The following is a 24,579-nucleotide window of genomic DNA, read 5'->3' as shown; positions in this document are numbered from 1 at the left end:
GTGACCCGGGAGGGCTCTCGTTATGGCCGGTAATGGTTCGGATCGACCGCCGCGTGCGTTCGCGGCGGTGTTGGTCTGTGCGGGCGTGGTGCTCGTCAACCTGGACCTGTTCATCGTCAACGTCGCGATGCCCTCGCTGGCGGAGACGTGGTCGGGCTCCTCGCTCGCCGACCTGTCGTGGGTTCTGAACGCCTACACGGTCGTCTTTGCCGCCCTCCTCGTGCCGGCCGGGCGGTTGTCCGATCGGATCGGGCACCGGCGTGCGTTCCTGGCCGGCGTCGCGGTCTTCACCCTGGCCTCCGCGCTGTGCGCCGCCGCGCCGGAGTTGGCGGTCCTGGTGATCGCCCGACTCGGCCAGGCGGTCGGCGCCGCGCTGTTGATGCCGGCGTCGCTGGGGTTGTTGCTCACGTCATACCCGCCCGAACGTCGCGGTACGGTGATCCGCGCCTGGGCCGCGATCGGTGGAATCGCCGCCGCGGTGGGCCCGGTGCTGGGTGGCCTGTTGCTCGAACCCGGTTGGCGTTGGGTCTTCGTGGTCAACCTGCCGATCGGCGTGCTGACGCTGGTATTCGGCGCGCGCCGACTGCCCGATCCCGCGCCGACCGATCGTGGGCCGCTGCCGGACCTGGTGGGGGCCGTGCTGCTGACCGCCGCGATCGGCGCGTTGTCGCTGGGCGTGGTGCGGGCGCCGGACTGGGGTTGGTGGTCCGGCCGTACAGTCGGCGTGTGGGTGGCCACCCTGGTGCTGGTGGCCGGATTCCTGGTGCGCAACGGGCGGCATCCGCGTCCGGTGGTCGAGGGCGCGCTGGTGCGGAATCGGGTCTATGCGGTTTCGGGGGTGGCGAACGTCCTGTTCGGTGTCGCGTTCGCCGGGATGTTGATCTCCGCCACGATGTGGATGCAGACCGTGTGGGGGTGGAGTGCGCTGCGGACCGGCCTCGGGACCGTTCCCGGGCCGCTGTGCGTGCCGTTCGTGACGGTTTTGGCCGGGCGGTACGCGGCTCGGGTCGGACCGGGGCCGCTGGTCGTGCTGGGCGGGATCTCGTTCAGTGCGGGTTTGGGTTGGTGGATTGTCCGACTCGAACCGCACGCGCACTACGCGAGCGACTTCCTGCCCGGTTCGATCCTGAGCGGCATCGGCGTCGGGCTGGTCCTGCCGACCCTGATCGCCACCGCGACCGGTGCGCTGACCCCGGATCGTTTTGCCACCGGCTCGGGGGTGATCACGATGCTGCGGCAGGTCGGTGCGGTGCTCGGGGTCGCGGTGTTCGTCGCGGCGGTCGGCACGGAGGCCACACTCGACGGCTACGACCGGGCCTGGTACATCCTCGGCGGCGCGACGCTGCTCACCGCGCTGGCCGCCCTGTTCCTGCCGAGGGCGGGGCGCGGGGCGGGCGCGGCAACGGGGGTGGCGGTCGAACGGGGCTCGGGAGCGGCGGCTTCGGCGGCTTCGACGACGGTGACCTGACGAGCGGGGGCCCGGGGTGGGGCCTGTGTCCCGTTGGGTTCTCGTCTGTTGTGGTCAGGTTTCCTTTGTTGCCTTGGCGGCCTTGGCGGCGCGTTTGGCTTCCTGTTTGTGGGCGCGGACCTTGGCCAGGGAGTCGGGGCCGGTGATGTCGGCCACCGAGCGGTAGGAGCCGACCTCTCCGTAGGCGCCGGCGGCTTCGCGCCAGCCCTTGGGGGTTACGCCGTATTGCTTGCCGAGCAGGGCCAGGAAGATCTGTGCCTTCTGCTTTCCGAAACCGGGCAGTTCCTGGAGCCGCTTCAGCAGTTCGGCGCCGGTCTTCGCGTCGGCCCAGACCGCGCTCGCGTCGCCGTCGTAGTGCTCGACCAGATACTGGCACAGCTGCTGGACGCGGTGGGCCATCGAGCCGGGATAGCGGTGTACGGCGGGCTTCTCGACGAAGAGCGCGGTGAAGGCGTCCGGGTCGTAGGCGGCGATCTCGTGCGCGTCCAGGTCGGTGGCGCCCAGGCGTTGGGTGATCGTGTAGGGGCCGGTGAAGGCCCACTCCATCGGGATCTGCTGGTCCAGCAACATGCCGGTCAGCGCCGCCAACGCACTGCGTCCCAACAACTCGTCGGCCTCGTCCTGCTGGGCGAGGTGCACTGTCGTGTTCATCCCCCGATGATCCCCCGACCGGCCCCGGCCCCGCACCCGGACTCGCCGGGTGAACTCGCGATCAGCCGCCGGCCGGCCCCGGCGCCGTCGGCGGCGGTACGGCTCTGGGGTGGTGGCGGATGCCTTCGGGCGGTTGGGTTAGGGGTGGGGTGGGGGTTGGGTGAGGAGTTGGAGGGAGCGTTCGCGCATTTCGATTTTGCGGATTTTGCCGGTTACCGTCATGGGGAACGCGTCGACCAGGTGGACGTAGCGCGGGATTTTGTAGTGGGCCAACCGGCCCGTGCAGAATTCGCGGAGGGCGTCGGCGGTCAACTCCGGGGCGCCGGGGCGGAGTTTGATCCAGGCCATCAGCTCCTCGCCGTAGCGGGCGTCCGGGACGCCGACGACCTGGACGTCCTCGATGTCCGGGTGCGCGTAGAGGAACTCCTCGATCTCGCGCGGGTATACGTTTTCGCCGCCGCGGATCACCATGTCCTTGATCCGGCCGACGATGGAGACGTAGCCGTCCGCGTCCATCGTCGCCAGGTCGCCGGTGTGCATCCAGCCGTCGGCGTCGATCACCTCGGCGGTGCGCTCGGGGTCGCGCCAGTAGCCGAGCATCACCGAGTAGCCGCGCGTGCAGAATTCGCCGGGGGAGCCCTCGGGGACGGTCGCGCCCGTGGTCGGGTCGACCACCTTGATCTCCAGGTGCGGGTGGACCCGGCCGACCGTACCGACCCGGCGCTCCAGCGAGTCGTCGCGGCGGGTCTGGGTGGACACCGGCGAGGTCTCGGTCATCCCGTAGCAGATGGTCACCTCGGTCATGCCCATCCGGTCGATCACCCGCTTCATCACCTCCACCGGACACGGTGAACCGGCCATCACGCCGGTGCGCAGCGAGGACAGGTCGTACTTGCCCGCCTCGAAGTCGGGCAGGGCGAGTTCGGCGATGAACATGGTCGGCACGCCGTACAGGACCGTGCAGCGCTCCTCGTGTACGGCACGCAGCGTGGCGGCCGGGTCGAACAGCGCGGCCGGGATCACCATGCACGCGCCGTGGCTGGTCGCGCCGAGATTGCCCATCACCATGCCGAAGCAGTGGTAGAAGGGCACCGGCAGGCACACCCGGTCGGCGGCGGTCCAGCCCTGGATCTCGGCGACCAGGAAGCCGTTGCCGAGGATGTTGCGGTGGGAGAGGGTGGCGCCCTTCGGGAACCCGGTGGTGCCGGAGGTGTACTGGATGTTGATCGGATCCTCGGGCCGCAGCGTGGCCTCGCGGGCGCGCAACCGGTCGAGCGAGACGTCGGCGCCCTCGGCGAGCAGGGCCGGCCAGTCCGGGGTGTCGATGTGCACGACACGTTCCAGGTCGGGGCAGGTCGGGCGGACCTCGGCGACCATCGCGGGGTAGTCGCTGGTCTTCACGCGCGAGGCGGCGATCAGGAGCCTGGTGCCGGATTGGGCGAGGGCGTATTCGATCTCGTGCACCCGGTAGGCCGGGTTGAGGTTGACCAGGATCGCGCCGACGCGGGCGGCGGCGTACTGGACGAGGGTCCATTCGGCGCAGTTGGGCGACCAGATGCCGACGCGGTCGCCCGCCTCGATGCCGACGCCGATCAGGGCGCGGGCGAGGTTGTCGACGGCGGTGTCGAACTCCGCGTACGTCCAGCGCCGGTCGCTCGCGCATTCGACGAGCGCGTCGTGGTCCGGGTACGCGGCGGCGATCCGGGCCAGGTTGGCGCCGATGGTCTCGTGGGGGAGGGGCGGCGTGCGCTCTCCCTGGCGGGAGGACGGGGGGAATTCGGCCTGTGGCGGGGCGGGCACGGGGGTGGTCATCGCGGGTCACCTGCCTGGACGGGGTGGGTGGCGGGGCCGGGTTTTCGGTGTGGCGTGTCTGTGTGGTCGCGACGGTAGGTGGGGGCGGGCGGGGGCGGCGAGCGGAGTACCCCCGAATGGGGGTGATGCCGGGCGGGGCTCGGCAGTACGGTGCCCGGGCGCGGTGTGGGTGTGCCCTGGATGGGTACGACGCGAGCCTGAGTGTGGAGTGTGGGGAGGGGCCATGGGCGGACCGGCGGGCGCGGTCGAGGATCCGTTGGCGCGGGCCGTCGAGCGGTTTCGGGCGCGGACCGGGGTGGACGTGGCGTTCGCCGGGCCGTGTCCGAGTACGGCGGACCGGTTGGTGATCTCGTACCTGAGCGGCACCTCGACGCGCGTGTTGGCCGGGTTGACGGTGGTCGCCGGGAGCGGGGTCGGCGGCAAGGCGATCACGACGCGGCGGCCGGTGCGGGTGGTGGACTACGTCGCGGCGTCGGCGATCAGCCACGAGTACGACCGGGCGGTGACGACGGAGGGGGTGCGGGCGGTGTTCGCGGTGCCCGTTCCCGTGCCGGGGCCCGGCGGTGGGCGGGGGGTGGTGGCGGCGGTGCTGTACGGGGCGTTGCGGCGGCCGTCGGACTTCGGGGACGGGATTTTGACCACGGCCTGTGACGCGGCGCGGGAGGCGGGGCACGAGATCGCCGTGGCGCGTGAGGTCGAGCAACGGATGGCGCGGGCGGCGGAGTTGCCGGGGTGGGCGGCGTTGGAGATCCGGCTGGCCCATGCGGATTTGCTGGCGCTGGCGGGGTCGGCTGCGGTCGACGATCCGGTGCTGGGGGAGCGGCTGCGGGCGGTGTGTGGGCGGTTGGCGCGGACGGCCGCGGCTGCGGCTGCCGCCGTCGGGGAGGGCGGGGGTGTTGCGCGGGTGGCGGGGCCACGGTTGACGGTGCGGGAGATGGATGTGTTGGCCCTGGTGGGGGTGGGGCGGACCAATGCGGAGGTGGCGCAGGCGTTGGGGGTGGGGGCGGAGACGGTGAAGAGTTACCTGCGGTCCGCGATGCGGAAGCTTGGGGCGCACAACCGGGTGGAGGCGGTCGTCGCCGCGCGCGCGGCGGGCCTGTTGCCGTAGCCCTTGCGGGTGGCGGGGGTCGTCGCCCGGTGCGTGTCGGCCCGAATCCGACGGAGGCCGGCCGCTCGCCCCGGCCGTCCTCAAACGCCGGACGGGCTGGATTGGTCGGGAGTCCCGTGCGTGGGTTGCGGTCGCGAGTGGGTGTGGCTTTGTCCCGGCGTTGGCTCGGGGTCAGGTTCCGGTCCCTTTCGGAGGTCGGACTGTAGCTGATCCTGTACGTCGGCAAGGCTTTCCCCCTCGATCAGACGCCTTTCGGCGGCCTCGTACAACCCGCGGACCCATTCGTGGGCGGCTTCGTCCTCCGCTTCGATCTCGGGGGTGCGCGCCCACCTGTACAGCGTCAGATGCATGTCTCGCGCCGGCGTGTTCTCGATCTCCTTGGTGAAGGCGTCGCGCCGGTCCTCGGGCAGGGCCGCGCGAATTCCGGCGATGGTGGCCGGCAGCACGACGAGCCGGTCCCCGACCGTGGTCCGGAAGTGCCGGCCGTCCGGCTCCGGTCCGTCGTCCCGGGGCTGGTGTGTGCCGTCGTTCATGTGGTCCTCTCCATGGCGAGGGTCGAATGCTCTCAGTGTTCTTGCCATTGCGGTGCGTGAGCAAGGGTGAGGGTGGTGCGAGTCCCGAAGCGGTGGTGGGGGGAATCGGGGGAGACGGTAGTTTTGGGGATGGTCCGGGGGACCTTTGGTGTTTGGTGTGTACCGGATTTGGTGCTCGGGGAGTTTGCCCCGATCGAGTACTCGTGGAGGGACGCCATGTCCTTGTTGACCGTGTGGCCTGAGGACGATGCCACCGAGGTGGTCGTGCGGACTTCGGAGCCGGGGGAGATCGCCCGGGAGTTGGAGCCGATCGGGGTTCGGTTCGAGCGGTGGACGGCCGATGTGGCGTTGCCCGATGGGGCTACGCAGGATCAGGTGATCGCGGCCTACAAGACCGAGGTGGATCGTATTTCCGCGGCCGAGGGGTACATCCTCGTGGACGTGATTCGGCTGCAGCCGTCGGATGATCCGGAGTGGCCGGCCAAGGCCGCCGGGGCGCGGGCGAAGTTCTTGACCGAGCACACGCATGAGGATGACGAGGTGCGCTTCTTCGTCGAGGGCGCCGGCATCTTCTACCTCCACATCGCCGGCCGGGTGCACGCGGTGCTGTGCGAGGCCGGTGATCTGCTCTCGGTGCCCAAGGGCATCACGCACTGGTTCGACATGGGCGTGGAGCCGTCGGTCGCCGCGATCCGGTTCTTCCACGACGAGGACGGCTGGGTCGGCGACTTCACCGGTGACCCGATCGCGTCGCGCTTCCCGGACTTCGACGAGATCTGGGCCGGGTACGCCGCGTGAGTTCAGGTACGAACCCGGTCGACGCGCCGCTGACGGTGGTCGTCGACATCGAGGGCACCACCAGCGCCACCGGCTTCATCACCGAGCAGTTGTATCCGTACTCCCGCGTGCACTTCGCCCGTTGGCTGGACGAGCACGGCGACCACCCCGACGTGGTGCGTGCCGCCGAGGCCGTGCGTGAGCTGATCGGCGAACCGGACGCGGACAACCGGCGGATCGTCGAGGCGTTGAACGGCTGGCTCGACCGGGACGAGAAGGTCACGCCGCTCAAGGCGCTCCAGGGCCTGATCTGGGCCGAGGGCTTCGCGTCCGGCGAACTCACCTCGCACTTCTACCCGGACGCGATCCCGGCGCTGCGCGCGTGGCACGCGGCCGGGCATCGGCTGTACATCTTCTCCTCGGGCTCGGTCGCCGCGCAGCGCGCGTGGTTCGGCAGTTCGCCCGAGGGGTCGCTGCTGCCGCTGTTCTCGGGGCACTTCGACACGGAGAACGCCGGCCCGAAGCGGGTCGCCGACTCGTACCGCACGATCGCGGCGCAGATCGGCGAGCAACCGGAGCGCTTGGTCTTCCTGTCCGACGTGGTCGAGGAGTTGGACGCGGCGCGCGAGGCCGGGTGGTGGACCATCGGCGTACGCCGGCCGGACGCCGACGAGCCGTACTACGACCGGGGCGTCGGCGATCACCCGGAGACCGCCACCTTCGCCCGGCTGGACCCGACGGGCGATCGGCCGATCCTGCGCGAGCCCTGAACAACGAACGAAGGGCGGTCGGCGGCGCGAACTCCCGTGCTGCCGGCCGCCCTTCGGCGAAAAACAGGGCTCAGCCGAAGCGCTCCACCCGGATCCGGGTCCTCGGTACGCCGGCCGCGGTGAGCAGTCGGCCCGCGTGTTCGGCGAATCCGGTCGAGCCGCAGACGAAGACCTCGTAGCGCTCGTCCGCGACGGCCGCCGCCGCGTGCGGGGCGAGCGTGTCCGGGGCGAGCCGGCCCACCGGATGCGGATACCCGGGCGGCGCCGCGCGGCTGTACAGGACGGTGTGCTCCTCGCCCGGCAGCGGGGCCAACTCGGCCGCGTACAACAGGTCTTGCGGCGTGCGGGCGCACGCGACCAGGCGCAGCGGCACGGTCAGCGCACGGCGCCGCCGGTGGCGCACCATCGCCATCAGCGGGACCAGGCCCGACCCGCCCGCCACAAGGAGCACCGGCCGATCGCCCGGCCACGCGAAGAACCCGCCCAGGGGGCCGCGTACTTCCAACTCGTCGCCGGGCCGGGCCACATCGTGCACGAAGCCGGACACCTCGCCGCCCGGCATGCGGTCGACGGTGAACTCGATGTGCCCCTCGTCGTCCGGCGCGGAGGCGACCGAGTAGTGCCGCTGCGCGGTGTAGCCGTCGGCTGCGGTCAACCGCAACATGTAGTGCTGGCCCGCCACATGCGCGTTCCACACCGGCAGCGCCAGGCGCACGGTCACCGCGTTGGGCGTTTCGCGCCGTATCTCGACCACGGTCGCGCGCTGCCAGTCCACGGCGCCGCGCAGGCTCGGCGCGGCCCGGCCGGGGGCGGCGAAGGCGGGGATCGGCGGGAGGTTCACCGGGGCCGCCGGGGTCGACTCAGTCACCGGAGTAACGCTCCTCTGCCCACGGGTCGCCGCGATGGTGGTAGCCGTTGACCTCCCAGAAGCCCGGCTCGTCGTGGTCCAGCAGGCGCAGGCCCGCGATCCACTTGACGCTCTTCCAGAAGTACAGGTGCGGCACCAGCAGCCGCGCCGGCCCGCCGTGCGCCGGGGTCAGCGGCTCGCCCTCGAAGTCGAAGGCGATCCAGGCCCGGCCGCCGGTCAGGTCGGCGAGGGCGAGGTTGGTGGTGTAGCCGGTGTGCGAGAAGGCCACCGCGTGGGTGGCGCCGGCGCGCGGTCCGGCCTCGGCCAGGAACACGTCCAGCGATACGCCGGTGAAGTCGGTGCTCAGCTTCGACCAGGACGTGACGCAGTGGATCGGGCCGTCGTACGTCTCCCGGGGCAGTGCGCGGGCCTGGTCCCAACTCCACGAGCGCGGCCGGTCGACCAGCCCGTCGATCCGGAACGACCAGTCGGCCGGAGCCAGTTCGGGAGTGACCTCGGCGGAGAGCACCGGGAAGTCGTGGCGCGCGTCGTACTGCCCCGGCGGCAGCCGCGGATCACGCTCGGCGGCGGTGTGCCGGCCGACGAAGCCGCGCGTGGTGGAACCCATGTCGCCTTCTCCCCTCACGTCGTTCGACCGGGACCAGGACCAGGACCAGCCCCGAGGCCGCCGACCCGCTCTCGCAGCGCCCCCGCGAGCGCCTCGACCTCCTCGATCGCCGCGCCCTCGTCGATCGTAAGCAACCGCCGGTCGCGCAGCACGATCCGGCCGTCGATCACCGTGTCCCGCACGTCGGCGGGCCCGGCCGCGTAGGCGAGCATCGACCACGGGTCGTGCCGGGGCGTCAGGTGCGGCCGGTTCAGGTCGAGCACCACCAGGTCGGCCGCCTTGCCCACCTCGATCGACCCGGTCAGCGCGCCGATCCCGATCGCCCGCGCGCCGTCGACGGTGGCCATCCGTACCGCCGTGCGCGCGCCGACCACGGTCGGATCGGGCGCCCCGGAACCGACCCGGTGCAGCGTCGCCGCCGCGCGGATCGGGCCGAACAGGTCGAGCGCGTTGGCGCTGACCGCGCCGTCCGTACCCAACCCCACCGGTACCCCGGCCGCCAGCAGTTCGGGCAGTCGGGCCACCCCGGAGGCCAGTTTGAGGTTGGACACCGGGCAGTGCGCGACACCCGCGCCGGAGTCGGCGATCAACCCGATCTCCTCGTCGGTGAGGTGCACCGCGTGCGCGAGCAGGGTGCCGGGGCCCAGCAGCCCCAGATGGTCCAGGAGTTCCACCGGCCGCCGGCCGTGCCGCCGTCGCACGGTCTCCGCCTCGGCCGCGTTCTCCGCCGCATGGATGTGCAGCAACGCGCCGTGTCCGCGGGCCAGTTCGGCCACCGCGAGGAGCCGGTCCGGGTCGAGCGTGTACGTACTGTGCGGCGTCACGCAGCGGATCGCCGTCCGGGCCAGCAACTCCGGTGCGAGCCGCAGCCGGGCCGCGAAGTCGAGCCCGTCGGGCGGCCCCGGCACATCCATGAACGTCGGCCCCGTCACCAGCCGAAAGCCCGCGTCGGCGGCGGCCTCCAGGCCCGCCTCGGGAAACCAGTACATGTCCATCGCCGTGGTCACGCCCGCCCGGATCGACTCGGCCAGCGCCAACCGCACCGCGGCGCGCACCACCTCGGCGGACAACACCGCGCTCTCCGCGGCGACCAACCGGTCCAGGAACACCTGGAGATCGACATCGTCGGCCGTACCCCGGAACAGCGTCATCGCCGCATGCGAGTGTGCGTTGACCAGCCCCGGCAACACCAGGCATCCCCGCGCGTCCAGGGTCGGCGCACCCGGGAACCGCGCCCCCACCTCGGCCGCCGGCCCCACCGCGACGATCCGCCGGTCGGCGATCGCCACCGCGCCGTCGGGCACGTACGTATCGGCCGCGTCGACGGTGAGCACCGCGCCGCCGGTGACGAGCAGATCGATCACGCGCCGTCCGCCGCCTCGTCCTCGGCCAGCCGGTACAGCGCGTCCAACGCCACCACCACGCCCCGCTCGACGCCCTCGGCAACCACCGTGCGATGCGGGTCGTAGGTCGACGCGCCCGACTCGTCGACCAGGTCGTCGGCCGCGATGCCGTCCACGACCAGCACCCCGCCGGCCCGGTGCCCGCCCAACGCGGCCCAGACCAACAGCGCCGACAACTCCATTTCGATCGCCAGCACACCCGCCGCCTGATACGGCTTCATCGGCAGTTCCAACACACCCGGCATGAACGCCGCGCGGGTCCACACCGTGCCCCGGTGGTGCGGCGCGGCGTGCGCGCGGGCCGCGCTCTGGAGCGCGAGCACCACCTCGGGCGTGGCGGACGCCGGGAACTCGGCGGGCACCAACTGCTGGGTGACCCCGTCGTCGCGCACCGCGCCGGTGGCTATCACCAGGTCCCCGTCGTGCACCCCGCGCGCCATCGCGCCCGCCGTGCCGAGCCGGACGAAGGTGCGCACCCCCGCCTCGGCCAACTCGCCGAACAGGCATACCGCGCCGGGCCCGCCCACACCGTGCGAGGACACCACCACGGGCAGCCCGCGCCAGGTGCCCGCGTAGCTGACGTACTCCCGGTTGGCACCGATGTGCCGCGCGTCGTCGAGGCGTTCGGCGACCAGCCCGGCACGCGCCGGGTCGCCGACGACGAGTGCGTGCGCAGGCAGCCCGCTGCTGGGGATCCGGGTGATCGGCAATACGGCGGGGCGGGTGGTGGTGGTCATGAGGGCGACTCCGTGGTGGTGCGCGCGATGCGGCGTGGACGGGGGATGCGGCCGGTGAGCCGGCCCGGCGGCGCGCCGCCGCGTCGGCCGCGCGAACGGGTGGCCAGGAACAGCGCGACCAGGGTCATCACGTAGGGCGCGGCGTCGGCGGCCTGCTGGGGCATGCCCTCGCCCTGGAGCCGGAAGCCGATCGCCTCGACCAGCCCGAACAGGATGCCGGCGAGCAACACCCCGACCGGCAGCGCCCGACCGAGCATCACCGCGACCACGGCGATCCAGCCGCGACCGGCGGTCATGTTCTCCGAGAACAGGGTCACGTTGCCCAACGCGAGCTGCGCGCCCGCGAGTCCGCACAGCGCGCCCGAGGTCAGGATCGCGGCGTAGCGATAGCGGGCCACGCTCACCCCGAGCGACTGGGCCGCCTCCGGAGCCTCGCCGACGCCGCGCAGCCGTACACCCCACGGGTGTCGGGACAGCAGGACCGCGATCACCACGACCGCGACCCAGGACAGGTACACCAGCGGCGAGTGGCCGGACAACGCCGGACCGACGAAGGGCACCGACTCCAGGCCGGGGATGTCGACCGGTTGCAGACCCTTGAGGTCCGGGTCACCGAAGGTGCCCTGTTTGCCGAAGACGGTCCGCAGGAGGAAGCCGGTCAGACCGACCGCGAGCAGGTTCAGCGCGATGCACAACACCACCGCGTCGGCGCCGAGGGTGACCGCGCCGATGGCCAGCAGCAGCGAGAAGACCATCGCGGCCAGGACCGCGGAGATCACCCCGATCCACACGCTGCCGCCGAACCAGCTGCCGGTGACGGCGGCGAAGCAGCCGATCAGCATGGTGCCTTCGAGGGACACGTTGAACACGCCCGCGCGTTCGCACAGCGCGCCGCCGAGGGCGGCGAACAGGATCGGGGTGAGCGCGCGCAGGGCGGAGAAGATCAGTTCGGCGTCGAAGGACATGGTCACTTACCTCCGTCGCCGCGCGCGGGGGCGGGCACATTCGGGTCGGGATCCGGCGGCGATACCGTCGCGAGCGGTCCGGGATCGGCCCCTCGCCCGAGTCGGCGCAACCACCCACCTTTGCGGAACACCCCGCCGCGCACGGCCAGGAAGATGATCACCACGGCCTGGAGCACCGAGGTCAACTGCTGCGGCACGGCGGTCTCCTGCTCCATGCCGAAGCCGCCGATGGTCAGCGCGCTGAAGAAGAACCCGGCGGCGACCGTGCCCAGCGGGGACGCGGCGGCCAGCAGCGCGGCGAGCAGCCCGGTCCAGGTGTAGCCGGGCGTGGTCAGCGAGCCGTCGACCAGCCGGTACGGGAAGCCGAGGACGGCGATCGCGCCGACCAGCCCGGCCAGCGACCCGGAGGCGAACATCAGCCGCAGGGTCAGCCGGGCCCGGTCCACCCCGGCGTAGCCGGCGAAGCGCGCACCCAGGCCGGTCATCCGCACCTCGTAGCCGGCCGCGGTGCGGTGGTCGACCACGAAGTAGACGAGCGCGGCCAACCCGATCAGCACGATGCCCACGCTGACCCCGGTGCCCGCGCCGGATCCGGCGGCGAACTCGGGCAGCTTGACGCCCTCGGGCAGCCGATCGGTCTGCGGGATGCCCGAGCCCTTCTGGAGCAGTGGGAAGCGCACCATGTAGGACACGAACGACATCGCCGGGTAGCTCAGGAGCAGGCTGCTGACCAGGAGCGGAACACCGCACCGGGTCTCCAGGACGGCGGCCAGCGCGGCCCACAGGCCGCCCGCGAGCATGCCCGCGAGCAGGGCCAGGACCACGGTGATCGCGCTGGGGAAGGGGGAGTACAGGCCGACCGCGACGGCGGCCAGGCCGCCCAGGACCAGTTGGCCGTCGCCGCCGAGGTTGACCAGGCCCGCGCGCAGCGGGATGGCCAGCGCCAGGGCCAGGCCGACGATCGGGATACTCTCCCCGAACGTGTCGCCGATGCCCTCGGAGCCGAACGCCCCGGTGAATACCGCGCGATAGGCGGTGACCGGGTCGGCGCCGGTGCCGGCCAGGATGATCGCGCCGAGCAGCAGCGCGGCCACGATGGACGCGGTGACCGGGGACAGCACCGCGCCGCGCAGGCGCAGGGCGGCGTACCGGGCCGGGCCGGGGGCGTGCTCGATGGCCGTACCGGCCTTGATGGCAGTCATGTCTGATAACCCGTCAGGCCAGGTGGGCGGTGGTCGGTGCGGAGTCGGGATCGGGGCCCGGGTCGGCGTCCGCGGTCGCCTCGATCGTGCCGCCCGCCATGGCCAGGCCGATCCGGTGCGGATCGGCCTCGGCGCGCGGGAGTTCGGCGACGACGCGGCCCTCGTACATGACCAGGACCCGGTCGGCCAGCGCCAGGATCTCGCTCAGCTCGGCGGAGACGAGCAGTACGCCGTGGCCGGCGTCGCGATACTCCACCAACCGCGCGTGGATGTTCTCGATCGAGCCGATGTCCACACCCCGGGTGGGCTGTTCGACCAGGAGCAGCGGCGCGTCGTGGGTGATCTCCCGGCCCAGGATGGCCTTTTGCTGGTTGCCGCCGGACAGCGTGCCGATGGTCACCGCAGGGGAGGCGGCCTTGACCCCGAAACGTTCGATCACCCGCGTCGCGTGTTCGCGGATCGCGCTCCGGCGCAGGAAGCCGCCGCGCGCCACGAGCGGCGCGGTGCGGTGGAAGCCCATCGCCAGGTTGTCCGCCAGCGAGGCGTCACGCGCGGCGCCGACGGTGGCCCGGTCCTCGGGGACGTAGGCCAGACCGGCCGCCCGTCGCCGCTGTACCGAGGCGCCGCTCACGTCCGAACCGGCCACCAGCACCCGACCCTCGGCGGCGGGCCGCAACCCGGCCAGGGCTTCGACCAGTTCGCTCTGCCCGTTGCCCGCCACGCCCGCCACGCCGACGATCTCGCCGGCCCGTACGGTCAGCGACACGTCCTCGACCAGCGGCTTGGCGCCGCGCCCGGCCGACACGGTGAGCCCGCGCACCTCCAGCACGTCGGCGGCGGGGGTGCCGGCCGGGTGGGTGCGGTCCAGGTCGATCCGCCGGCCCGTCATGGCCAGCGCGATCTCGGCCGGCGTGGTCTCGGCGGTGACCAGTCGGGCGGTGACCCGGCCGTCGCGCAGCACGGTGACCCGGTCGGCGACCGCCATCACCTCGCCCAGCTTGTGGGTGACGAGCAACACGGTGCGCCCGGAGCGGGCCAGGCCGCGGATCACCTCCAGGAGGCGATCGGCCTCGGCGGGGGTGAGTACGGCGGTGGGCTCGTCCAGGATCAGCACGCGCGCGTCGCGGTAGAGCAGCTTGAGGATCTCCACCCGCTGCTGTACGCCGACCGGCAGGTCCGCGACACGCGCGTCGGGCGGTACGCGCAGGCCGTGCGTCTCGACCAGTTCGGTGACCCGGGCCCGGGCGGCGGCCCGGTCGACCAGGCCGCGGCGGGTCGGCTCGCTGCCGTAGACCACGTTCTCCGTGACGGTCAGGGACGGGAAGAGCTTGAACCCCTGGTGCACCATGCCCAGTCCGGCCGCGATCGCCTGGACCGGCGAGCCGAAGGAGTGCTCGGCGCCACGCAGCAGGATGTGGCCGGCGTCCGGGCGTTGCAGGCCGTACAGGATCGACATCAGGGTCGACTTGCCCGCGCCGTTTTCGCCCATGACGGCGTGGATCTCGCCGGTCTCCACCCGCAGATCGACCCGGTCGTTGGCCAGTACGCCGGGGAAGCGCCGGACGATGCCGCGCATCTCGACCTCGGCGAAGTCACCGGGGGCGGCGGCGTGCTGATCGTTCATCGGGCGTGTCTCCGGTGGAAAATGGGGCGGTGGGACGAGCGTTGGCCGGGGTCGGGGCGCGGTGTGTGCCGTGCCCCGACCCCGGCTCGCCAACTCGCTACTTGGCCGCGGCGGGGTCGGCCACGGTGATCGTGCCCGCCACGATCTGGTCGCGCAGGACCTGGACGGTCTTGATCACCTCGGGACGCTGGGCGATCAGGCACTGCGAGGTCTCCACGCCGCTCTCCAGGCCGGTGAGGGTGATGCCGCCCTCCTTGACGCCGTAGGAGGTGACGCCGCCGGGCTTGCCGCCGACGATCTGCTCGACGCCCTTGTCCACCGCGATGTCGGTGCGCTTGATCACGTTGTCCACGACCGTGCCGGGTGCCGCCGAGCACTGGTTGACGTCCACGCCGAACGCCTGGAGGCCGGCCGACTTGGCCGCGTTGAACACGCCGAGGTTGCCCGCGGCGGAGGCGGCGCCCATCACCTGGTCGACATCCTTGGCCTTGAGCGACGCGGTCTGCTCGCCGGCGCGGGCCGGGTCGTTGAACGGCTTTTGGCCGCCGACGAACAGCTGGGTGAAGGAGCTTGCCGGGTTGGTCTGCTTGGCGCCCGCGCCGAACGGGTCGGAGAAGCGGCGGATCTGCGGGCTGTCCAGCGCGACCACCGCACCGACCTTGCCGCTCTTGGTCAGCAGGCCCGCCTCGGCGCCGGCGAGGAAGGTGCCCTCGTGCTCGCGGAAGGTGGCGCAGGTGATGTTCGGGTACGGCTTGGTGGTGCACGAGTCCACGAACAGGAACTGCTGCTTCGGGTTGGCCTCGGCCTGCTGGGCCAGCACGTCGGCGAACTCGAAGCCGACCGCCACCACGACGGCGGGCTTTTGCCGGACCGCGGCCTCCACGTTCTGCTGGATCGCGCTGGTGTCCTTGCTCTCCAGGACGGTCGCGGTGCCGCCGGCCTTCTTGGCCGCGTTCTGCGCGCCGGTGGCGGCCAGCTTCAGGAAGTCGTTGACGCCGATCGGCTCCGGGGTGACCAGCACCACGTTCTTGCCGGCGCCGCCGCCCGAGCCGCCGGCGGCCGGGGTGTTGCCCTTGTCCTTGTCGGCGGAGGCGTTGCACGCGGTGGCGGCCAGCGCGGTGCCGACGAGGAGACCGGCCACGGCGAGGCGGTGGCGGAAGGTGTTGCGGTACATGAGCGTCCTTGGGAGGAGTGTCGACGCCGGCGGTGCGGTGTGTGGCGTCGGTGGTTCGGGGACGGAAACCTCGCGATCCCGGAGTCGGGTCTCGGGATCCCGGAGCTGTCGGAGCTGTCGGAGCGGCGGCCGGTGCGGCGCGATCGGTGCGGGTTTGCCGGTGCGGGACGACCGGTCAGTGCGAGCGCCGACAACAGCGGTCGGTGCGGCGCGTGTCGGCGTCGAGGACGCCGCGCTCGTCGAGCGAAAGGGGCGGACGGTGACACGCCATGGAGCGGCCGCGGCACTCGATGCGTACGTTGTCGCAACGCCACGTTTCGGCCACAGCCGGCTCCTTTCCGATCGAACCAGACACGCTCGAAGGTCGATGTGATGATCACATGACTGGTTTCGGGGGGAGGTTAGCACCCTCACCAGGCACTTCTCTCACTTGTTCAGGATGTGGACAGATTGTCCATGATGTGGCCGATGGGTGGGCGTGGGGTACGCGGGTTCGTCCCGCATGGCGGGTGTGGGTCCGCCGGGTGTGGAGCGGCGACGTAGCATCCGTGGTGCCGGACCGTGCGGTTGCCGCGTCCGCCGCCGCACCGCGGCCTGCCCTCGGGCCGGTGTTCGCACCGCCCGCGCGGCGCTTGTTCCCCGCCCGGAAAGGACCCCCGATGGCCTCCGAGATACGCTCGCTCGCCTGGCACGACACCGGCCTGCGGCTGCTCGACCAGACCGCGCTGCCGCAGCGGATCGTGTACCTCGACATCACCGAGGTGGACGCGCTGATCGACGCGATCCGCCGACTCGCGGTGCGCGGCGCGCCGGCGCTCGGCGCGGCGGGCGCGTACGGCGTCGCGGTGGCGATGCGGCAGGGTGAGCGGCAGGACTGGGACGCGGCGCGACTGGCCGCGGAGATCGGGCGGATCCGGGACGCCCGGCCGACCGCGGTCAACCTGGCCGGCGGCGTGGACCGGGTGTTGCCGTTCGCGGCGAAGGGCGTGGACGCGGTGCTCGCCGAGGCGGACGCGGTGGTCCGGGAGGACGTCGAGGCCAATCACGCGATCGGCCGGCACGGCGCCGACTGGATCCTGTCCCGGGTCGGGCGTCGACCGCTGCGGGTGCTCACCCACTGCAACACCGGCTCGCTGGCCACCGCCGGGTGGGGGACCGCGCTGGGCATCGTGCGCGAACTGCACGCGCGCGGCGCGGTGGAGGTCGTGTACGTCGACGAGACCCGGCCGCTGCTCCAGGGATCCCGGTTGACCGCCTGGGAGTTGGCCCAGGAGGGCATCGCGCATCTGGTCCAGCCGGACGGCGCGGCGGCGAGCACGATCCTGCGCGGGTTGGTGGACGTCGCGGTGATCGGGGCGGACCGGATCGCGGCCAACGGCGACACCGCGAACAAGATCGGGTCCGTGGGCGTGGCACTGGCCTGCGCCGACGCGGGGATCCCGTTCGTGGTCGCGGCGCCGCTGACCACCTTCGACGACGCGACGGCGCACGGGGACGAGATCACCATCGAGGAGCGCCCCGAGTCGGAGGTGTTGGAGGTGGCCGGTGTGCGCGTCGCACCGGCCGAATCGCGCGCGTTCAACCCGGCGTTCGACGTCACGCCGGCGCGGTTGATCAGCGTGATCGTGAACGAGACGGGTGTGCGGGAGTACTGAGCCCGGCCCCGGCGGTCGAGCCGCGCCGGGCGACGACGGCGCATCCATCCGTTTCGCGCGGCTCGCTCCATCCACATCCGTCCCGATCCGGGGCCGGCCCGCCCCGGGTGCGAGGATGGCTCGTCGGTCCCGGTCCGAGGTCCGGACCGATCCCCACCCATCGCAGCCTCGTGAACGACACAGTGAGGAACCTCCCATGACGACCCCCGACGCCGGAATCCCCGCCTCGGTCTCGGATCCCGTCCACGCCGCCGGGGCCATCCTCGCCCGGGAGGCCGCGCGTTTCGCCGGACTCGGCTGGATGCGCGGCACCTCCGGCAACCTGTCCGTGGTGCTCTCCCGCGACCCTTTGCGGCTCGCGGTCACCGCCTCCGGCCTGGACAAGGGCGAACTGGCGACGGACGACCTGGTCGTGGTGGACGCCGCCGGCGACCCGGTCCCCGAGGCGGCGAGCACCCCGCCGCGCCGGCCGTCCGCCGAGGCCGGCCTGCACGCCCGCGTGGTCGCGCTGACCGGGGCGGGCGCGGTCTTCCACGTACACACCCTGGCCGCGGTGCGCGCGGGCAAGCGCTGGCCGGCCGGGATCGAACTGCGTGACATGGAAATGCTCAAGGGCATCGGCCGTTCCGCGCACGACGAGACGGTCACCATCCCGGTGATCGCCAACAGCCAGGACATGACCGAACTCGGCGACCGCCTGGAAGCCGCCCTGGTGCCCGGTGTGCCCGCGGTCGTCGTCGCCTCGCACGGGCTGTACGTCTGGGGCGAGACCCCGATCCAGGCCCGCCACCACGTCGAGATCGTCGAGTGGCTCCTCGAATACCGCATCGCCGAGGGCTGAACCCCGACGCACGCGGCCGATCCGGACTTCGGCACCCGATTCCCGAAGTCCGGAACGCGGCCGGGTCGCACTTGCCGGCAGCCCACACGATTCCGGGGCCCGGCTATGTGCGCCCGCGGGTCTGGCCGTCGTAGCGCAGGATCGGGCTGTCCTCGCGCAGCAGGCGTTGACGATAGGCGACGGCCAGCCAGGCGGCCTCGCGGTAGGCGGCCTCCAACTCGTGATACACCGTGTCGATCAGCGCCGGCGCGGGGCCGTTCTCGGTGCGGAAGGCCAGGAACAGCCGTACCGCGAGCGGATCCCCGGCCAGCGGACGCACCGCCATGTCGGGACGCGGACGCGAGGTGGGCTGGCACGGCGTGACCACTTCGCCGATCGCGACCAGGGAGGCCGCGGTCAGGTAATCCCCGTGCAGGATCCGGGGGTTGATGCCCGCGTCGGACAACACCTCGCGCAGGCCCTCCCATTCGCCGTCCACACTCGGATCGACCATCCACTGGTCGTCGGCCAGGTCGGCGAGTTTGACCTCCGGTTCGGTCACCGCCGGATGATCCGGCGACAGGGCGATGAACTGCGGTTCCCGCTCGACGAGTACGCGGCGGCGCATCCCGTCCGGAACGCGCAGCGGGAAGCCCTCGACCTCGTGCACGAACGCCACGTCGAGCTGGCCGGCGGCGACCATCCCGAGCAGTGTGCTCGCCGATACGTCCACCCGGAGATAGGTGTCGGTGGTGGGCAGGCGCAGCCGAAGTCGGCGCAACCAGTCGGCGATCACCCGGTTCGCGGTGCCGCCGATGCGCAGGTTCGGCCCGGCGGTGCGGACCGCCTCGGCCTGGGTGTCGATGACCAGCGCGCTCATCTCGGCCATGATGGGTCGGGCCCGGTGCAGCATCGTGAGGCCGAGGGGGGTGGGTCGGCTGCCGGTCCGGTCGCGCACGAACAGGGGGGCGCCCAGGGCGTTTTCGATGCGTCTGAGCTGGGCGGTCAACGAGGGCTGGGTCATGCCGAGCAACCTGGCCGCCGCGTGCAGGCTGCCGGTGTCGCCGATGGCACACAGTGCGCGGAGGTGCCTCACCTCGAGCTCCATGATGCGGAGGATAGGACGCTCCACCGAGGTCGTACCAGACACGTGTGCACGCGAGATCGGTCGCGGGCGGTGAATCCGCCGTAACACGATGCGTGGATGGCCGGTAACGGTGCGGGAACGCCCGGTGGTGCCACGGGAGCGGTGCGGGAACGGCGCGCGAACGGCGGGTGATACGACCGTGCTATCGCCGGTTGTCATCATCCGGGCCGGACGGGACGCCCATGAGACTCGTTTCCGCACCGAACTGGTCTTCGGCACCCAAGGAGCACCGCCATGTCCCCTGCGCGTCCCCGAACCCCCCGTAAGACCGTGATCACCGCCATCCTCGGCCTCGGCCTCGCGGCCGGAGTGATCGCCGCCCCCGCGGCGTCGGCCGGCCCCAGCGATGTGGCGGCCCCCCTTCGCCACTCCGCCAACTACACCGGCAACGAGGATCAGGCGCAGAACCAGGCGTTCCTCGACGCGGTGATGCGGTCCGTGGCCGCCAAGCGCGCCGCCGCGCCGGGCGCCGCCGTGGTCACCGTCACCTACAGCTCGTCCAGTGCACCCACGTTCCGCACCCAGATAGCGCGTTCCGCGCAGATCTGGAACAGCTCGGTCACCAACGTCCGGCTCCAGGAGGGCAGCAACCCCGACTTCCGGTACTACGAGGGCAACGACTCGCGCGGTTCCTACGCGAGCACCGACGGCCACGGTCGGGGTTACATCTTCCTCGACTACCGGCAGAACCAGCAGTACAACTCGACCCGGGTCACCGCACACGAGACCGGCCACGTGTTGGGTCTGCCGGACCACTACTCCGGGCCGTGCAGCGAACTGATGTCCGGTGGCGGCCCCGGCCCGTCCTGCACCAACCCGAACCCGAACGCTCAGGAGCGCTCGCGCGTCGACTCCCTGTGGCGCAACGGCCTCGCGGCCTATTCCACGAAGTTCTGACCCGGCTCGCGGCGCCCACCGGGTTCCTCCCCGGCTCCCTTCCCCCGGGCGTCGCGTCGTCCCCAGAACCGGCACCCGATCGTCGTCGATGCGACGGTCGGGTGCCGTTCCATGGGGTCGGGGTGGGGTTCGGGCGGTTGGTTCGGCGGGAGGATGGGGGGATGGAGAACCTGGTGCCGCTCGTGGTCGTGGATTCGGCGAATGTGGTGGGGGCCGTGCCGGACGGGTGGTGGCGGGATCGGGTGGGGGCCACCGAGCGGTTGCGGGATGCGTTGGTGGAGGTGGCTTCGGCGGGGGTGCCGGCCGGGGCGGCCGTGCCGGAGTGGGCTTGTGCGGGGCCGGTCGAGGTGGTGTTGGTTGTCGAGGGGGCGGCCGGTGGGGTCGTCGGGGTGGAGGGTGTGCGGGTCGTGCGGGCGGAGGGGAGCGGGGACGATCGGGTGGTCGACGTCGTCGCGGCCGCGCCCGGGCGTCGATGCCTCGTGGTGACCGCCGATCGGGGCCTTCGGGCGCGCGTATCGGCCCTCGGGGCCGAGGTGGTCGGGCCCCGCGCGGTGCGACCGTAGGGTCGGGCGCCGGATATCGTGGGGGGTGGTGGTTCGGGTGCCGCCTTGGACGTGGGTGAGTGGCGGAGGGCCGGATGACCACCAATCGGGTGCGTAAAGGTGTGATTCGGGGGCGGATGGCCGCCTCCGGGGAGTCGTATGTCGTGGCGGCGCGGCAGATGGCCGTGCCGCGCGGGGCCAAGGCTCCCGACGCGCGGACCGCGACGGCGTTGCGCACCCGCTACTGGGAGCCCGCCGAATCGTTCGATGTGCCCTGCCCCTGCGGGGGGACGTGTGCGCCCGGTGAGCGGTGTGAGCGCTGCCACGCGACCCATCGGCACGCCGCCCGGGTGCCCGGGAGCCGGGTCGACGTCGAGGTGTGGCGGGACCGGTACGACTGCACCGGGTGCGCCAACACGTACTCGTTCGAGGTGACCCTGCCGGACCGGCCGTGGGGCGTGGTGCGGACCGTTCCGCAGCGGGGCGGGCGGGAGCCGATCGTGCGGGTCGAGGTGTTCGAGGGCGTCGACCACCCGGACCCGCCGCGCTGACGGCGGGTCAGCGCACGCGTTCCAGGCGGAAACGTTGGTCGGCGCCGCCGGAGCAGGCGGCCTGCTCCGCCTCGGCCTTGACCGTGGTTTCGGCCGGGCCGCCGAGGATGCCCACGCACAGGCCGCTGTGTACCGGGCTGATGCGGTAGACGCCGGGCTCGGCGGGCTGGGCGGGCTCGATCAGGAAACGTTCGTTGGCGGCGCGGGTGCACGGGCCCGGGCTGAGCAGCGCGCCGGGAGTCAGCATGGACTCGTCCACGCGCAGGCAGCCGACGCCCTCGACCGGGTGGTGCCATTCGATCTGGTACACGTCCCGGTTGAGCGAGGTCAGGTAGGTGTCCGGGACCAGGTTCGCGCACGGAATCTGGGCGGCGATGGGGCGATCCGTGCGGCCGTTGCGCTCGCGGCCCTCGCCCAGGCACAACGAGCCGTCCCGGATCTGGCCGGGCTTGATCAGGTACTGCCCGTTGGGCAGACGACCGTGGTGGTCGTCGTCGCTGCCGGCGCGGATCGCGACCACTATGGCGCCGGCCGTCACGACGCCCGTCGTGACGGCGGCGATCGCCCAGAGACGCCAACGGCGTCGGGCGGGCTTCGGGGCGATCGGCGGGTCTGCGGGGGCCGGCGGCTCGGCGTCGTCCGGGCGTTCGGCGATGCGGCCGGCCGCCAGGTCGTCGCGGACCTTGAGCCAGCGGGCGGTGGCCTCCGGGCCGAGGCCGCAGGCAGTGACGAGGGCCTCGACCAGATCCGCCCGGGGCAGCGTGGTGCGACCGAGTGCGGCGGCGACCGTACTGGCCGGCAAAACCCGGCCGGACGCTTCGGCCTTGGCCGCCAACTGCCGATAGGTCAACGCCGACCACTCGCGTAACTCACGCAACAAGGCCACGTATTCGGCCGCCGTGGTCGCCGTGTCCGGCCGCGGAGTTCTGTCGTCACGCCCTGTCACAAGACCCCCGTCGGTTACGTCGGCACATACTCACCGTCGCTGATGCGCGACCCATGGTGCCGGCAGTTCGACGGAGCGGCGAGCCCCAGAAAAGCGATATACCGGACGGTGTGCGCGGGCTCCGCGATCGGGCGGCCGGCCCCGGATCCCGTCCGGAACACGTTCGGGACGAGGGCGCCACCTGCCGGGACACGGGCTTCGATGTCCGGGACGGGTGCGGTCTCTTGCGCGTCACGGGGTGCATACCCGCAGGGCGGCAGAGCAGAGGTGGATCGTGGGGTGATCGGTGGGCCGCCGCGCGGTGGGTCGGGGCGATGCGGTACGACATCTCCTGTGATCGACGAAGCCCCCACCGCGCCGCGGACCGTACGCCTGTTCGTGGCCCTCGCCCCGCCCGACGACGCCAAGGACGAACTGGCGCGCGCCCTGCGGCCGGTGCATGCCGCGCATCCTCGGCTGCGCTGGAATCGCATCGAGGACTGGCACATCACGCTGGCCTTCCTCGGCGAGGTCGCGGTCGACGTGGTCGAGGCGCTGCGACCGCCGCTCGCGGAGGTGGCCGTCGCGGCCGAGCCGCTCACGCTCGCGCTGCACGGCGCCGGGCAGTTCGACGAGCGGGTGTTGTGGAGCGACGTACGCGGCGATCTGGACGCGCTGCACACGCTGGCCGACGCGGTCCGGGGCGTGGTGGCGGACTGCGGAATCCCGCTGGAGAATCGGCCGTTGCGGGCCCATCTGACCCTGGCCCGGGCCCGCCGCGACAACCTCGACGGCATCGCGGCCGCCGCTGCCGAACTCGCCGACTTCGCCGGACGGCCCTGGCCCGCCCGCATGTTGCACCTGGTGGCGAGCAACCAGGGCCGCGGACCAGGACCGATCCACTACCGCGACGTGGACGCCTGGCCACTGCCGACCCGATAGCGCCGACGCGTACGGGAGTCGGCCGCCCGGCCCGAACACGGGGATTGCCGGGGGTACAAGCGCGGGTACGTGCTTCCGTGTGATCGTGAGGTCGCCCGGTGTGGTGAAGTCGGGCCCCGTTCGGTGGAGGTTTCGATGACATCGATCAGCGAAGGTGCCTACGACCGCCGCCGGTTGCGGCAACTCGTCGCCGGCGGCACGCGGGCCGACGGGCCGGGCCGGCGCGATCTGCTCAAGCTGCTCGCGGCGGCCGGAGCGCTGTCGGTGTTGCCGACGACCGGTGCCTTCGCGGCGGGATCGGCCGCGCCGGGCATCGTCAAGCCGCTTCCGCCCGAGTGGTTCACCGTGCGCGGCACCAACGCCGAGACCGACTTCGCGGCGCTCGCAGACACCGGATACCTCACACCGGTCGAGCGTTTCTTCGTGCGCAACCACACCTCGACTCCGCAATCGGCCCCCCGGGACTGGCGGTTGCGGCTGTGGGGGAGCGGACTGCGCACCAACGTCGGATACGACGACGCGATCACCCTCGACTTGGACCAGTTGCGCCGACTGCCCGCCCATACGCACACCGCCGCCATCGAGTGCGCGGGCAACGGCCGCAGCCTCTACGCCTCCCAGCAGGGCGAGACCGTGCCGGGCACGCCCTGGACGCTGGGCGCGATCGGGGTGGCCCGGTGGCGCGGCGCGCGGCTGTCCGACGTGCTGCGCCGGGCCGGACTGCGCCCCGACGCGGTCGACGTGATGCCGCGCGGACTGGACGATCCGTACGTCGGTGGTGGGGTCGACTACGGCCGGGTGCGCCGGCCGCTGCCGTTGGCCAAGGCGCTCGACGACGTGCTTTTGGCGTACGAGATGAACGGCGCGCCGCTCGCGCCGGACCACGGCGCGCCGGTGCGGGTGGTGGTGCCCTCGTGGGTGGGCATCTCCTCGATCAAGTGGGTCGGTGACATCGAGGTCTCCGCGCAGCCGCTGTACTCGCCATGGAACACCGAGTTCTACCGGATGTTCGGCCCCGCCTTCCCCGAGGGCGGTGGGCCACCGCTGACCCGACAGACCCTCAAGAGCGCGTTCGAGCTGCCCTTCGGCGCGCGGCTCGCGGCCGGTGTCACACACCGGCTCACCGGCCGGTCCTGGTCGGGCGCGGGCGGCGTATGCCGGGTGGAGGTCAGTACGGACGGTGGTGTGCGATGGCGGCACGCACACCTGTGGGACGAGCCGAGGCGGGACGGGTGGGTGCGCTGGAGCGTGGATTGGCGACCCGCCGAGTCCGGGCCGGCGCTGTTGCTCGCCCGGGCGAGTGACACGGCCGGGCGTACGCAGCCGGACCGCGCCACGTTCAACACCCAGGGGTATCTCTTCGACGCGGTCGTTCGCCACCCGGTGACGGTGGGCTGACCC

24 protein-coding genes are annotated in these 24,579 nt (G+C 72.2%); 11 read left to right on the top strand and 13 right to left on the bottom strand.

Features of this window, described 5'->3' with window-relative positions:
• The first annotated feature begins 22 nt into the window (after nucleotides 1-22).
• The gene (locus tag ACWGR4_RS08125) at nucleotides 23-1,468 is read left to right on the top strand and encodes an MFS transporter (RefSeq protein ID WP_452130549.1); all 1,446 of its coding nucleotides are present in this window, start codon (nucleotides 23-25) and stop codon (nucleotides 1,466-1,468) included.
• Nucleotides 1,469-1,522: 54 nt separating this feature from the next.
• On the opposite strand, the gene ACWGR4_RS08120 is transcribed toward ACWGR4_RS08125, so the two are convergent.
• Both ACWGR4_RS08120 and ACWGR4_RS08115 read right to left on the bottom strand, forming a co-directional pair.
• Entirely contained in the window at nucleotides 1,523-2,119 is a 597-nt protein-coding gene (locus ACWGR4_RS08120; RefSeq protein ID WP_452130548.1) for an HhH-GPD-type base excision DNA repair protein, read from the bottom strand.
• Nucleotides 2,120-2,257: 138 nt separating this feature from the next.
• On the bottom strand, nucleotides 2,258-3,931 hold the full coding sequence (locus tag ACWGR4_RS08115; protein ID WP_379997848.1) for an AMP-binding protein: 1,674 nt from the start codon (nucleotides 3,929-3,931) through the stop codon (nucleotides 2,258-2,260).
• A gap of 223 nt (nucleotides 3,932-4,154) precedes the next feature.
• Between ACWGR4_RS08115 and ACWGR4_RS08110 the strand changes: the two genes are divergently transcribed.
• Complete coding sequence (locus ACWGR4_RS08110) at nucleotides 4,155-5,039, top strand: helix-turn-helix transcriptional regulator (RefSeq protein WP_452130547.1); 885 nt, start codon at nucleotides 4,155-4,157, stop codon at nucleotides 5,037-5,039.
• Between the two features lie 80 nt (nucleotides 5,040-5,119).
• Here the strand turns inward: ACWGR4_RS08110 and ACWGR4_RS08105 are convergent, their stop codons facing one another.
• Complete coding sequence (locus tag ACWGR4_RS08105) at nucleotides 5,120-5,572, bottom strand: hypothetical protein (protein ID WP_452130546.1); 453 nt, start codon at nucleotides 5,570-5,572, stop codon at nucleotides 5,120-5,122.
• A 216-nt stretch (nucleotides 5,573-5,788) separates the two neighbouring features.
• On the opposite strand from ACWGR4_RS08105, the gene ACWGR4_RS08100 reads away from it, so the two are divergent.
• Together ACWGR4_RS08100 and mtnC are read left to right on the top strand one after the other, a co-directional pair.
• A complete protein-coding gene (locus tag ACWGR4_RS08100) occupies nucleotides 5,789-6,370 on the top strand; it encodes a 1,2-dihydroxy-3-keto-5-methylthiopentene dioxygenase (protein WP_439674104.1) in 582 nt (193 codons plus the stop codon).
• Nucleotides 6,367-7,119, top strand: coding sequence for an acireductone synthase (gene mtnC, locus ACWGR4_RS08095; RefSeq protein ID WP_452130545.1), 753 nt, complete (start codon nucleotides 6,367-6,369; stop codon nucleotides 7,117-7,119). The genes ACWGR4_RS08100 and mtnC overlap by 4 nt, the downstream gene beginning before the upstream one ends.
• Nucleotides 7,120-7,189: 70 nt before the next feature.
• Here the strand turns inward: mtnC and ACWGR4_RS08090 are convergent, their stop codons facing one another.
• From ACWGR4_RS08090 to ACWGR4_RS08055, 8 genes are all read right to left on the bottom strand, one after another.
• Nucleotides 7,190-7,987, bottom strand: a complete 798-nt coding sequence (locus ACWGR4_RS08090; protein WP_379997838.1) for a ferredoxin reductase — start codon at nucleotides 7,985-7,987, stop codon at nucleotides 7,190-7,192.
• Nucleotides 7,980-8,594, bottom strand: coding sequence for a sulfite oxidase-like oxidoreductase (locus ACWGR4_RS08085; RefSeq protein WP_395786537.1), 615 nt, complete (start codon nucleotides 8,592-8,594; stop codon nucleotides 7,980-7,982). The genes ACWGR4_RS08090 and ACWGR4_RS08085 overlap by 8 nt, the downstream gene beginning before the upstream one ends.
• Before the next feature lie 14 nt (nucleotides 8,595-8,608).
• A complete protein-coding gene (locus ACWGR4_RS08080) occupies nucleotides 8,609-9,958 on the bottom strand; it encodes an amidohydrolase family protein (protein WP_452130544.1) in 1,350 nt (449 codons plus the stop codon).
• Nucleotides 9,955-10,734: a nucleoside phosphorylase gene (locus tag ACWGR4_RS08075; RefSeq protein WP_452130543.1), complete on the bottom strand. Its 780-nt coding sequence runs from the start codon at nucleotides 10,732-10,734 to the stop codon at nucleotides 9,955-9,957. The genes ACWGR4_RS08080 and ACWGR4_RS08075 overlap by 4 nt, the downstream gene beginning before the upstream one ends.
• Nucleotides 10,731-11,699, bottom strand: coding sequence for an ABC transporter permease (locus tag ACWGR4_RS08070; RefSeq protein ID WP_379998671.1), 969 nt, complete (start codon nucleotides 11,697-11,699; stop codon nucleotides 10,731-10,733). Before ACWGR4_RS08070 ends, ACWGR4_RS08075 begins: the two co-directional genes overlap by 4 nt.
• A gap of 2 nt (nucleotides 11,700-11,701) precedes the next feature.
• A complete protein-coding gene (locus ACWGR4_RS08065) occupies nucleotides 11,702-12,901 on the bottom strand; it encodes an ABC transporter permease (RefSeq protein ID WP_452130542.1) in 1,200 nt (399 codons plus the stop codon).
• 13 nt (nucleotides 12,902-12,914) lie between these two features.
• The gene (locus tag ACWGR4_RS08060; protein WP_452130541.1) at nucleotides 12,915-14,525 is read right to left on the bottom strand and encodes an ABC transporter ATP-binding protein; all 1,611 of its coding nucleotides are present in this window, start codon (nucleotides 14,523-14,525) and stop codon (nucleotides 12,915-12,917) included.
• Nucleotides 14,526-14,622: 97 nt separating this feature from the next.
• Nucleotides 14,623-15,699 carry a BMP family ABC transporter substrate-binding protein gene (locus ACWGR4_RS08055; protein WP_452130540.1) on the bottom strand — a complete coding sequence of 359 codons (1,077 nt, stop codon included), beginning with the start codon at nucleotides 15,697-15,699 and terminating at the stop codon, nucleotides 14,623-14,625.
• Nucleotides 15,700-16,358: 659 nt separating this feature from the next.
• On the opposite strand from ACWGR4_RS08055, the gene mtnA reads away from it, so the two are divergent.
• Together mtnA and mtnB are read left to right on the top strand one after the other, a co-directional pair.
• A complete protein-coding gene (mtnA, locus tag ACWGR4_RS08050; protein WP_379997824.1) occupies nucleotides 16,359-17,354 on the top strand; it encodes an S-methyl-5-thioribose-1-phosphate isomerase in 996 nt (331 codons plus the stop codon).
• A 196-nt stretch (nucleotides 17,355-17,550) separates the two neighbouring features.
• Nucleotides 17,551-18,195 carry a methylthioribulose 1-phosphate dehydratase gene (gene mtnB / locus ACWGR4_RS08045; protein ID WP_379997822.1) on the top strand — a complete coding sequence of 215 codons (645 nt, stop codon included), beginning with the start codon at nucleotides 17,551-17,553 and terminating at the stop codon, nucleotides 18,193-18,195.
• A gap of 103 nt (nucleotides 18,196-18,298) precedes the next feature.
• Here mtnB and ACWGR4_RS08040 read toward each other — a convergent pair whose 3' ends face one another.
• Nucleotides 18,299-19,282, bottom strand: coding sequence for a LysR family transcriptional regulator (locus ACWGR4_RS08040; protein ID WP_379997820.1), 984 nt, complete (start codon nucleotides 19,280-19,282; stop codon nucleotides 18,299-18,301).
• 273 nt (nucleotides 19,283-19,555) lie between these two features.
• Here ACWGR4_RS08040 and snpA point away from each other — a divergent pair, with 273 nt between their 5' ends.
• The 3 genes from snpA to ACWGR4_RS08025 all read left to right on the top strand — a co-directional run bounded on the left by snpA (nucleotide 19,556) and on the right by ACWGR4_RS08025 (nucleotide 21,311).
• Complete coding sequence (gene snpA, locus ACWGR4_RS08035; protein WP_452130539.1) at nucleotides 19,556-20,218, top strand: snapalysin; 663 nt, start codon at nucleotides 19,556-19,558, stop codon at nucleotides 20,216-20,218.
• Nucleotides 20,219-20,379: 161 nt separating this feature from the next.
• Nucleotides 20,380-20,781: an NTP pyrophosphohydrolase gene (locus ACWGR4_RS08030; RefSeq protein ID WP_452130538.1), complete on the top strand. Its 402-nt coding sequence runs from the start codon at nucleotides 20,380-20,382 to the stop codon at nucleotides 20,779-20,781.
• 74 nt (nucleotides 20,782-20,855) lie between these two features.
• Nucleotides 20,856-21,311 carry a hypothetical protein gene (locus tag ACWGR4_RS08025; RefSeq protein WP_452130537.1) on the top strand — a complete coding sequence of 152 codons (456 nt, stop codon included), beginning with the start codon at nucleotides 20,856-20,858 and terminating at the stop codon, nucleotides 21,309-21,311.
• Nucleotides 21,312-21,318: 7 nt separating this feature from the next.
• Here the strand turns inward: ACWGR4_RS08025 and ACWGR4_RS08020 are convergent, their stop codons facing one another.
• Nucleotides 21,319-22,197 (bottom strand): helix-turn-helix domain-containing protein, encoded by an 879-nt coding sequence (locus ACWGR4_RS08020; protein WP_452130536.1) that lies wholly within the window; start codon nucleotides 22,195-22,197, stop codon nucleotides 21,319-21,321.
• A gap of 393 nt (nucleotides 22,198-22,590) precedes the next feature.
• On the opposite strand from ACWGR4_RS08020, the gene thpR reads away from it, so the two are divergent.
• Together thpR and ACWGR4_RS08010 are read left to right on the top strand one after the other, a co-directional pair.
• Nucleotides 22,591-23,178 (top strand): RNA 2',3'-cyclic phosphodiesterase, encoded by a 588-nt coding sequence (thpR, locus tag ACWGR4_RS08015; protein ID WP_452130535.1) that lies wholly within the window; start codon nucleotides 22,591-22,593, stop codon nucleotides 23,176-23,178.
• Between the two features lie 135 nt (nucleotides 23,179-23,313).
• Entirely contained in the window at nucleotides 23,314-24,576 is a 1,263-nt protein-coding gene (locus ACWGR4_RS08010; RefSeq protein ID WP_452130534.1) for a sulfite oxidase, read from the top strand.
• Nucleotides 24,577-24,579 lie beyond the last annotated feature (3 nt).

It is taken from the genome of Embleya sp. NPDC055664 (assembly GCF_053618075.1).
Note: the sequence above shows the minus strand (reverse complement) of the source record. Positions and strands in the feature narration are given on the sequence as shown.

Coding starts and splice junctions, on each gene's coding strand:
- ACWGR4_RS08125 (WP_452130549.1), top strand. CDS start 23: ATGGCCGGTAATGGTTCGGATCGACCGCCGCGTGCGTTCGCGGCGGTG.
- ACWGR4_RS08120 (WP_452130548.1), bottom strand. CDS start 2,119: ATGAACACGACAGTGCACCTCGCCCAGCAGGACGAGGCCGACGAGTTG.
- ACWGR4_RS08115 (WP_379997848.1), bottom strand. CDS start 3,931: ATGACCACCCCCGTGCCCGCCCCGCCACAGGCCGAATTCCCCCCGTCC.
- ACWGR4_RS08110 (WP_452130547.1), top strand. CDS start 4,155: ATGGGCGGACCGGCGGGCGCGGTCGAGGATCCGTTGGCGCGGGCCGTC.
- ACWGR4_RS08105 (WP_452130546.1), bottom strand. CDS start 5,572: ATGAACGACGGCACACACCAGCCCCGGGACGACGGACCGGAGCCGGAC.
- ACWGR4_RS08100 (WP_439674104.1), top strand. CDS start 5,789: ATGTCCTTGTTGACCGTGTGGCCTGAGGACGATGCCACCGAGGTGGTC.
- ACWGR4_RS08085 (WP_395786537.1), bottom strand. CDS start 8,594: ATGGGTTCCACCACGCGCGGCTTCGTCGGCCGGCACACCGCCGCCGAG.
- ACWGR4_RS08075 (WP_452130543.1), bottom strand. CDS start 10,734: ATGACCACCACCACCCGCCCCGCCGTATTGCCGATCACCCGGATCCCC.
- ACWGR4_RS08070 (WP_379998671.1), bottom strand. CDS start 11,699: ATGTCCTTCGACGCCGAACTGATCTTCTCCGCCCTGCGCGCGCTCACC.
- ACWGR4_RS08065 (WP_452130542.1), bottom strand. CDS start 12,901: ATGACTGCCATCAAGGCCGGTACGGCCATCGAGCACGCCCCCGGCCCG.
- ACWGR4_RS08060 (WP_452130541.1), bottom strand. CDS start 14,525: ATGAACGATCAGCACGCCGCCGCCCCCGGTGACTTCGCCGAGGTCGAG.
- ACWGR4_RS08055 (WP_452130540.1), bottom strand. CDS start 15,699: ATGTACCGCAACACCTTCCGCCACCGCCTCGCCGTGGCCGGTCTCCTC.
- mtnA (WP_379997824.1), top strand. CDS start 16,359: ATGGCCTCCGAGATACGCTCGCTCGCCTGGCACGACACCGGCCTGCGG.
- mtnB (WP_379997822.1), top strand. CDS start 17,551: ATGACGACCCCCGACGCCGGAATCCCCGCCTCGGTCTCGGATCCCGTC.
- ACWGR4_RS08040 (WP_379997820.1), bottom strand. CDS start 19,282: ATGGAGCTCGAGGTGAGGCACCTCCGCGCACTGTGTGCCATCGGCGAC.
- snpA (WP_452130539.1), top strand. CDS start 19,556: ATGTCCCCTGCGCGTCCCCGAACCCCCCGTAAGACCGTGATCACCGCC.
- ACWGR4_RS08030 (WP_452130538.1), top strand. CDS start 20,380: ATGGAGAACCTGGTGCCGCTCGTGGTCGTGGATTCGGCGAATGTGGTG.
- ACWGR4_RS08025 (WP_452130537.1), top strand. CDS start 20,856: ATGACCACCAATCGGGTGCGTAAAGGTGTGATTCGGGGGCGGATGGCC.
- ACWGR4_RS08010 (WP_452130534.1), top strand. CDS start 23,314: ATGACATCGATCAGCGAAGGTGCCTACGACCGCCGCCGGTTGCGGCAA.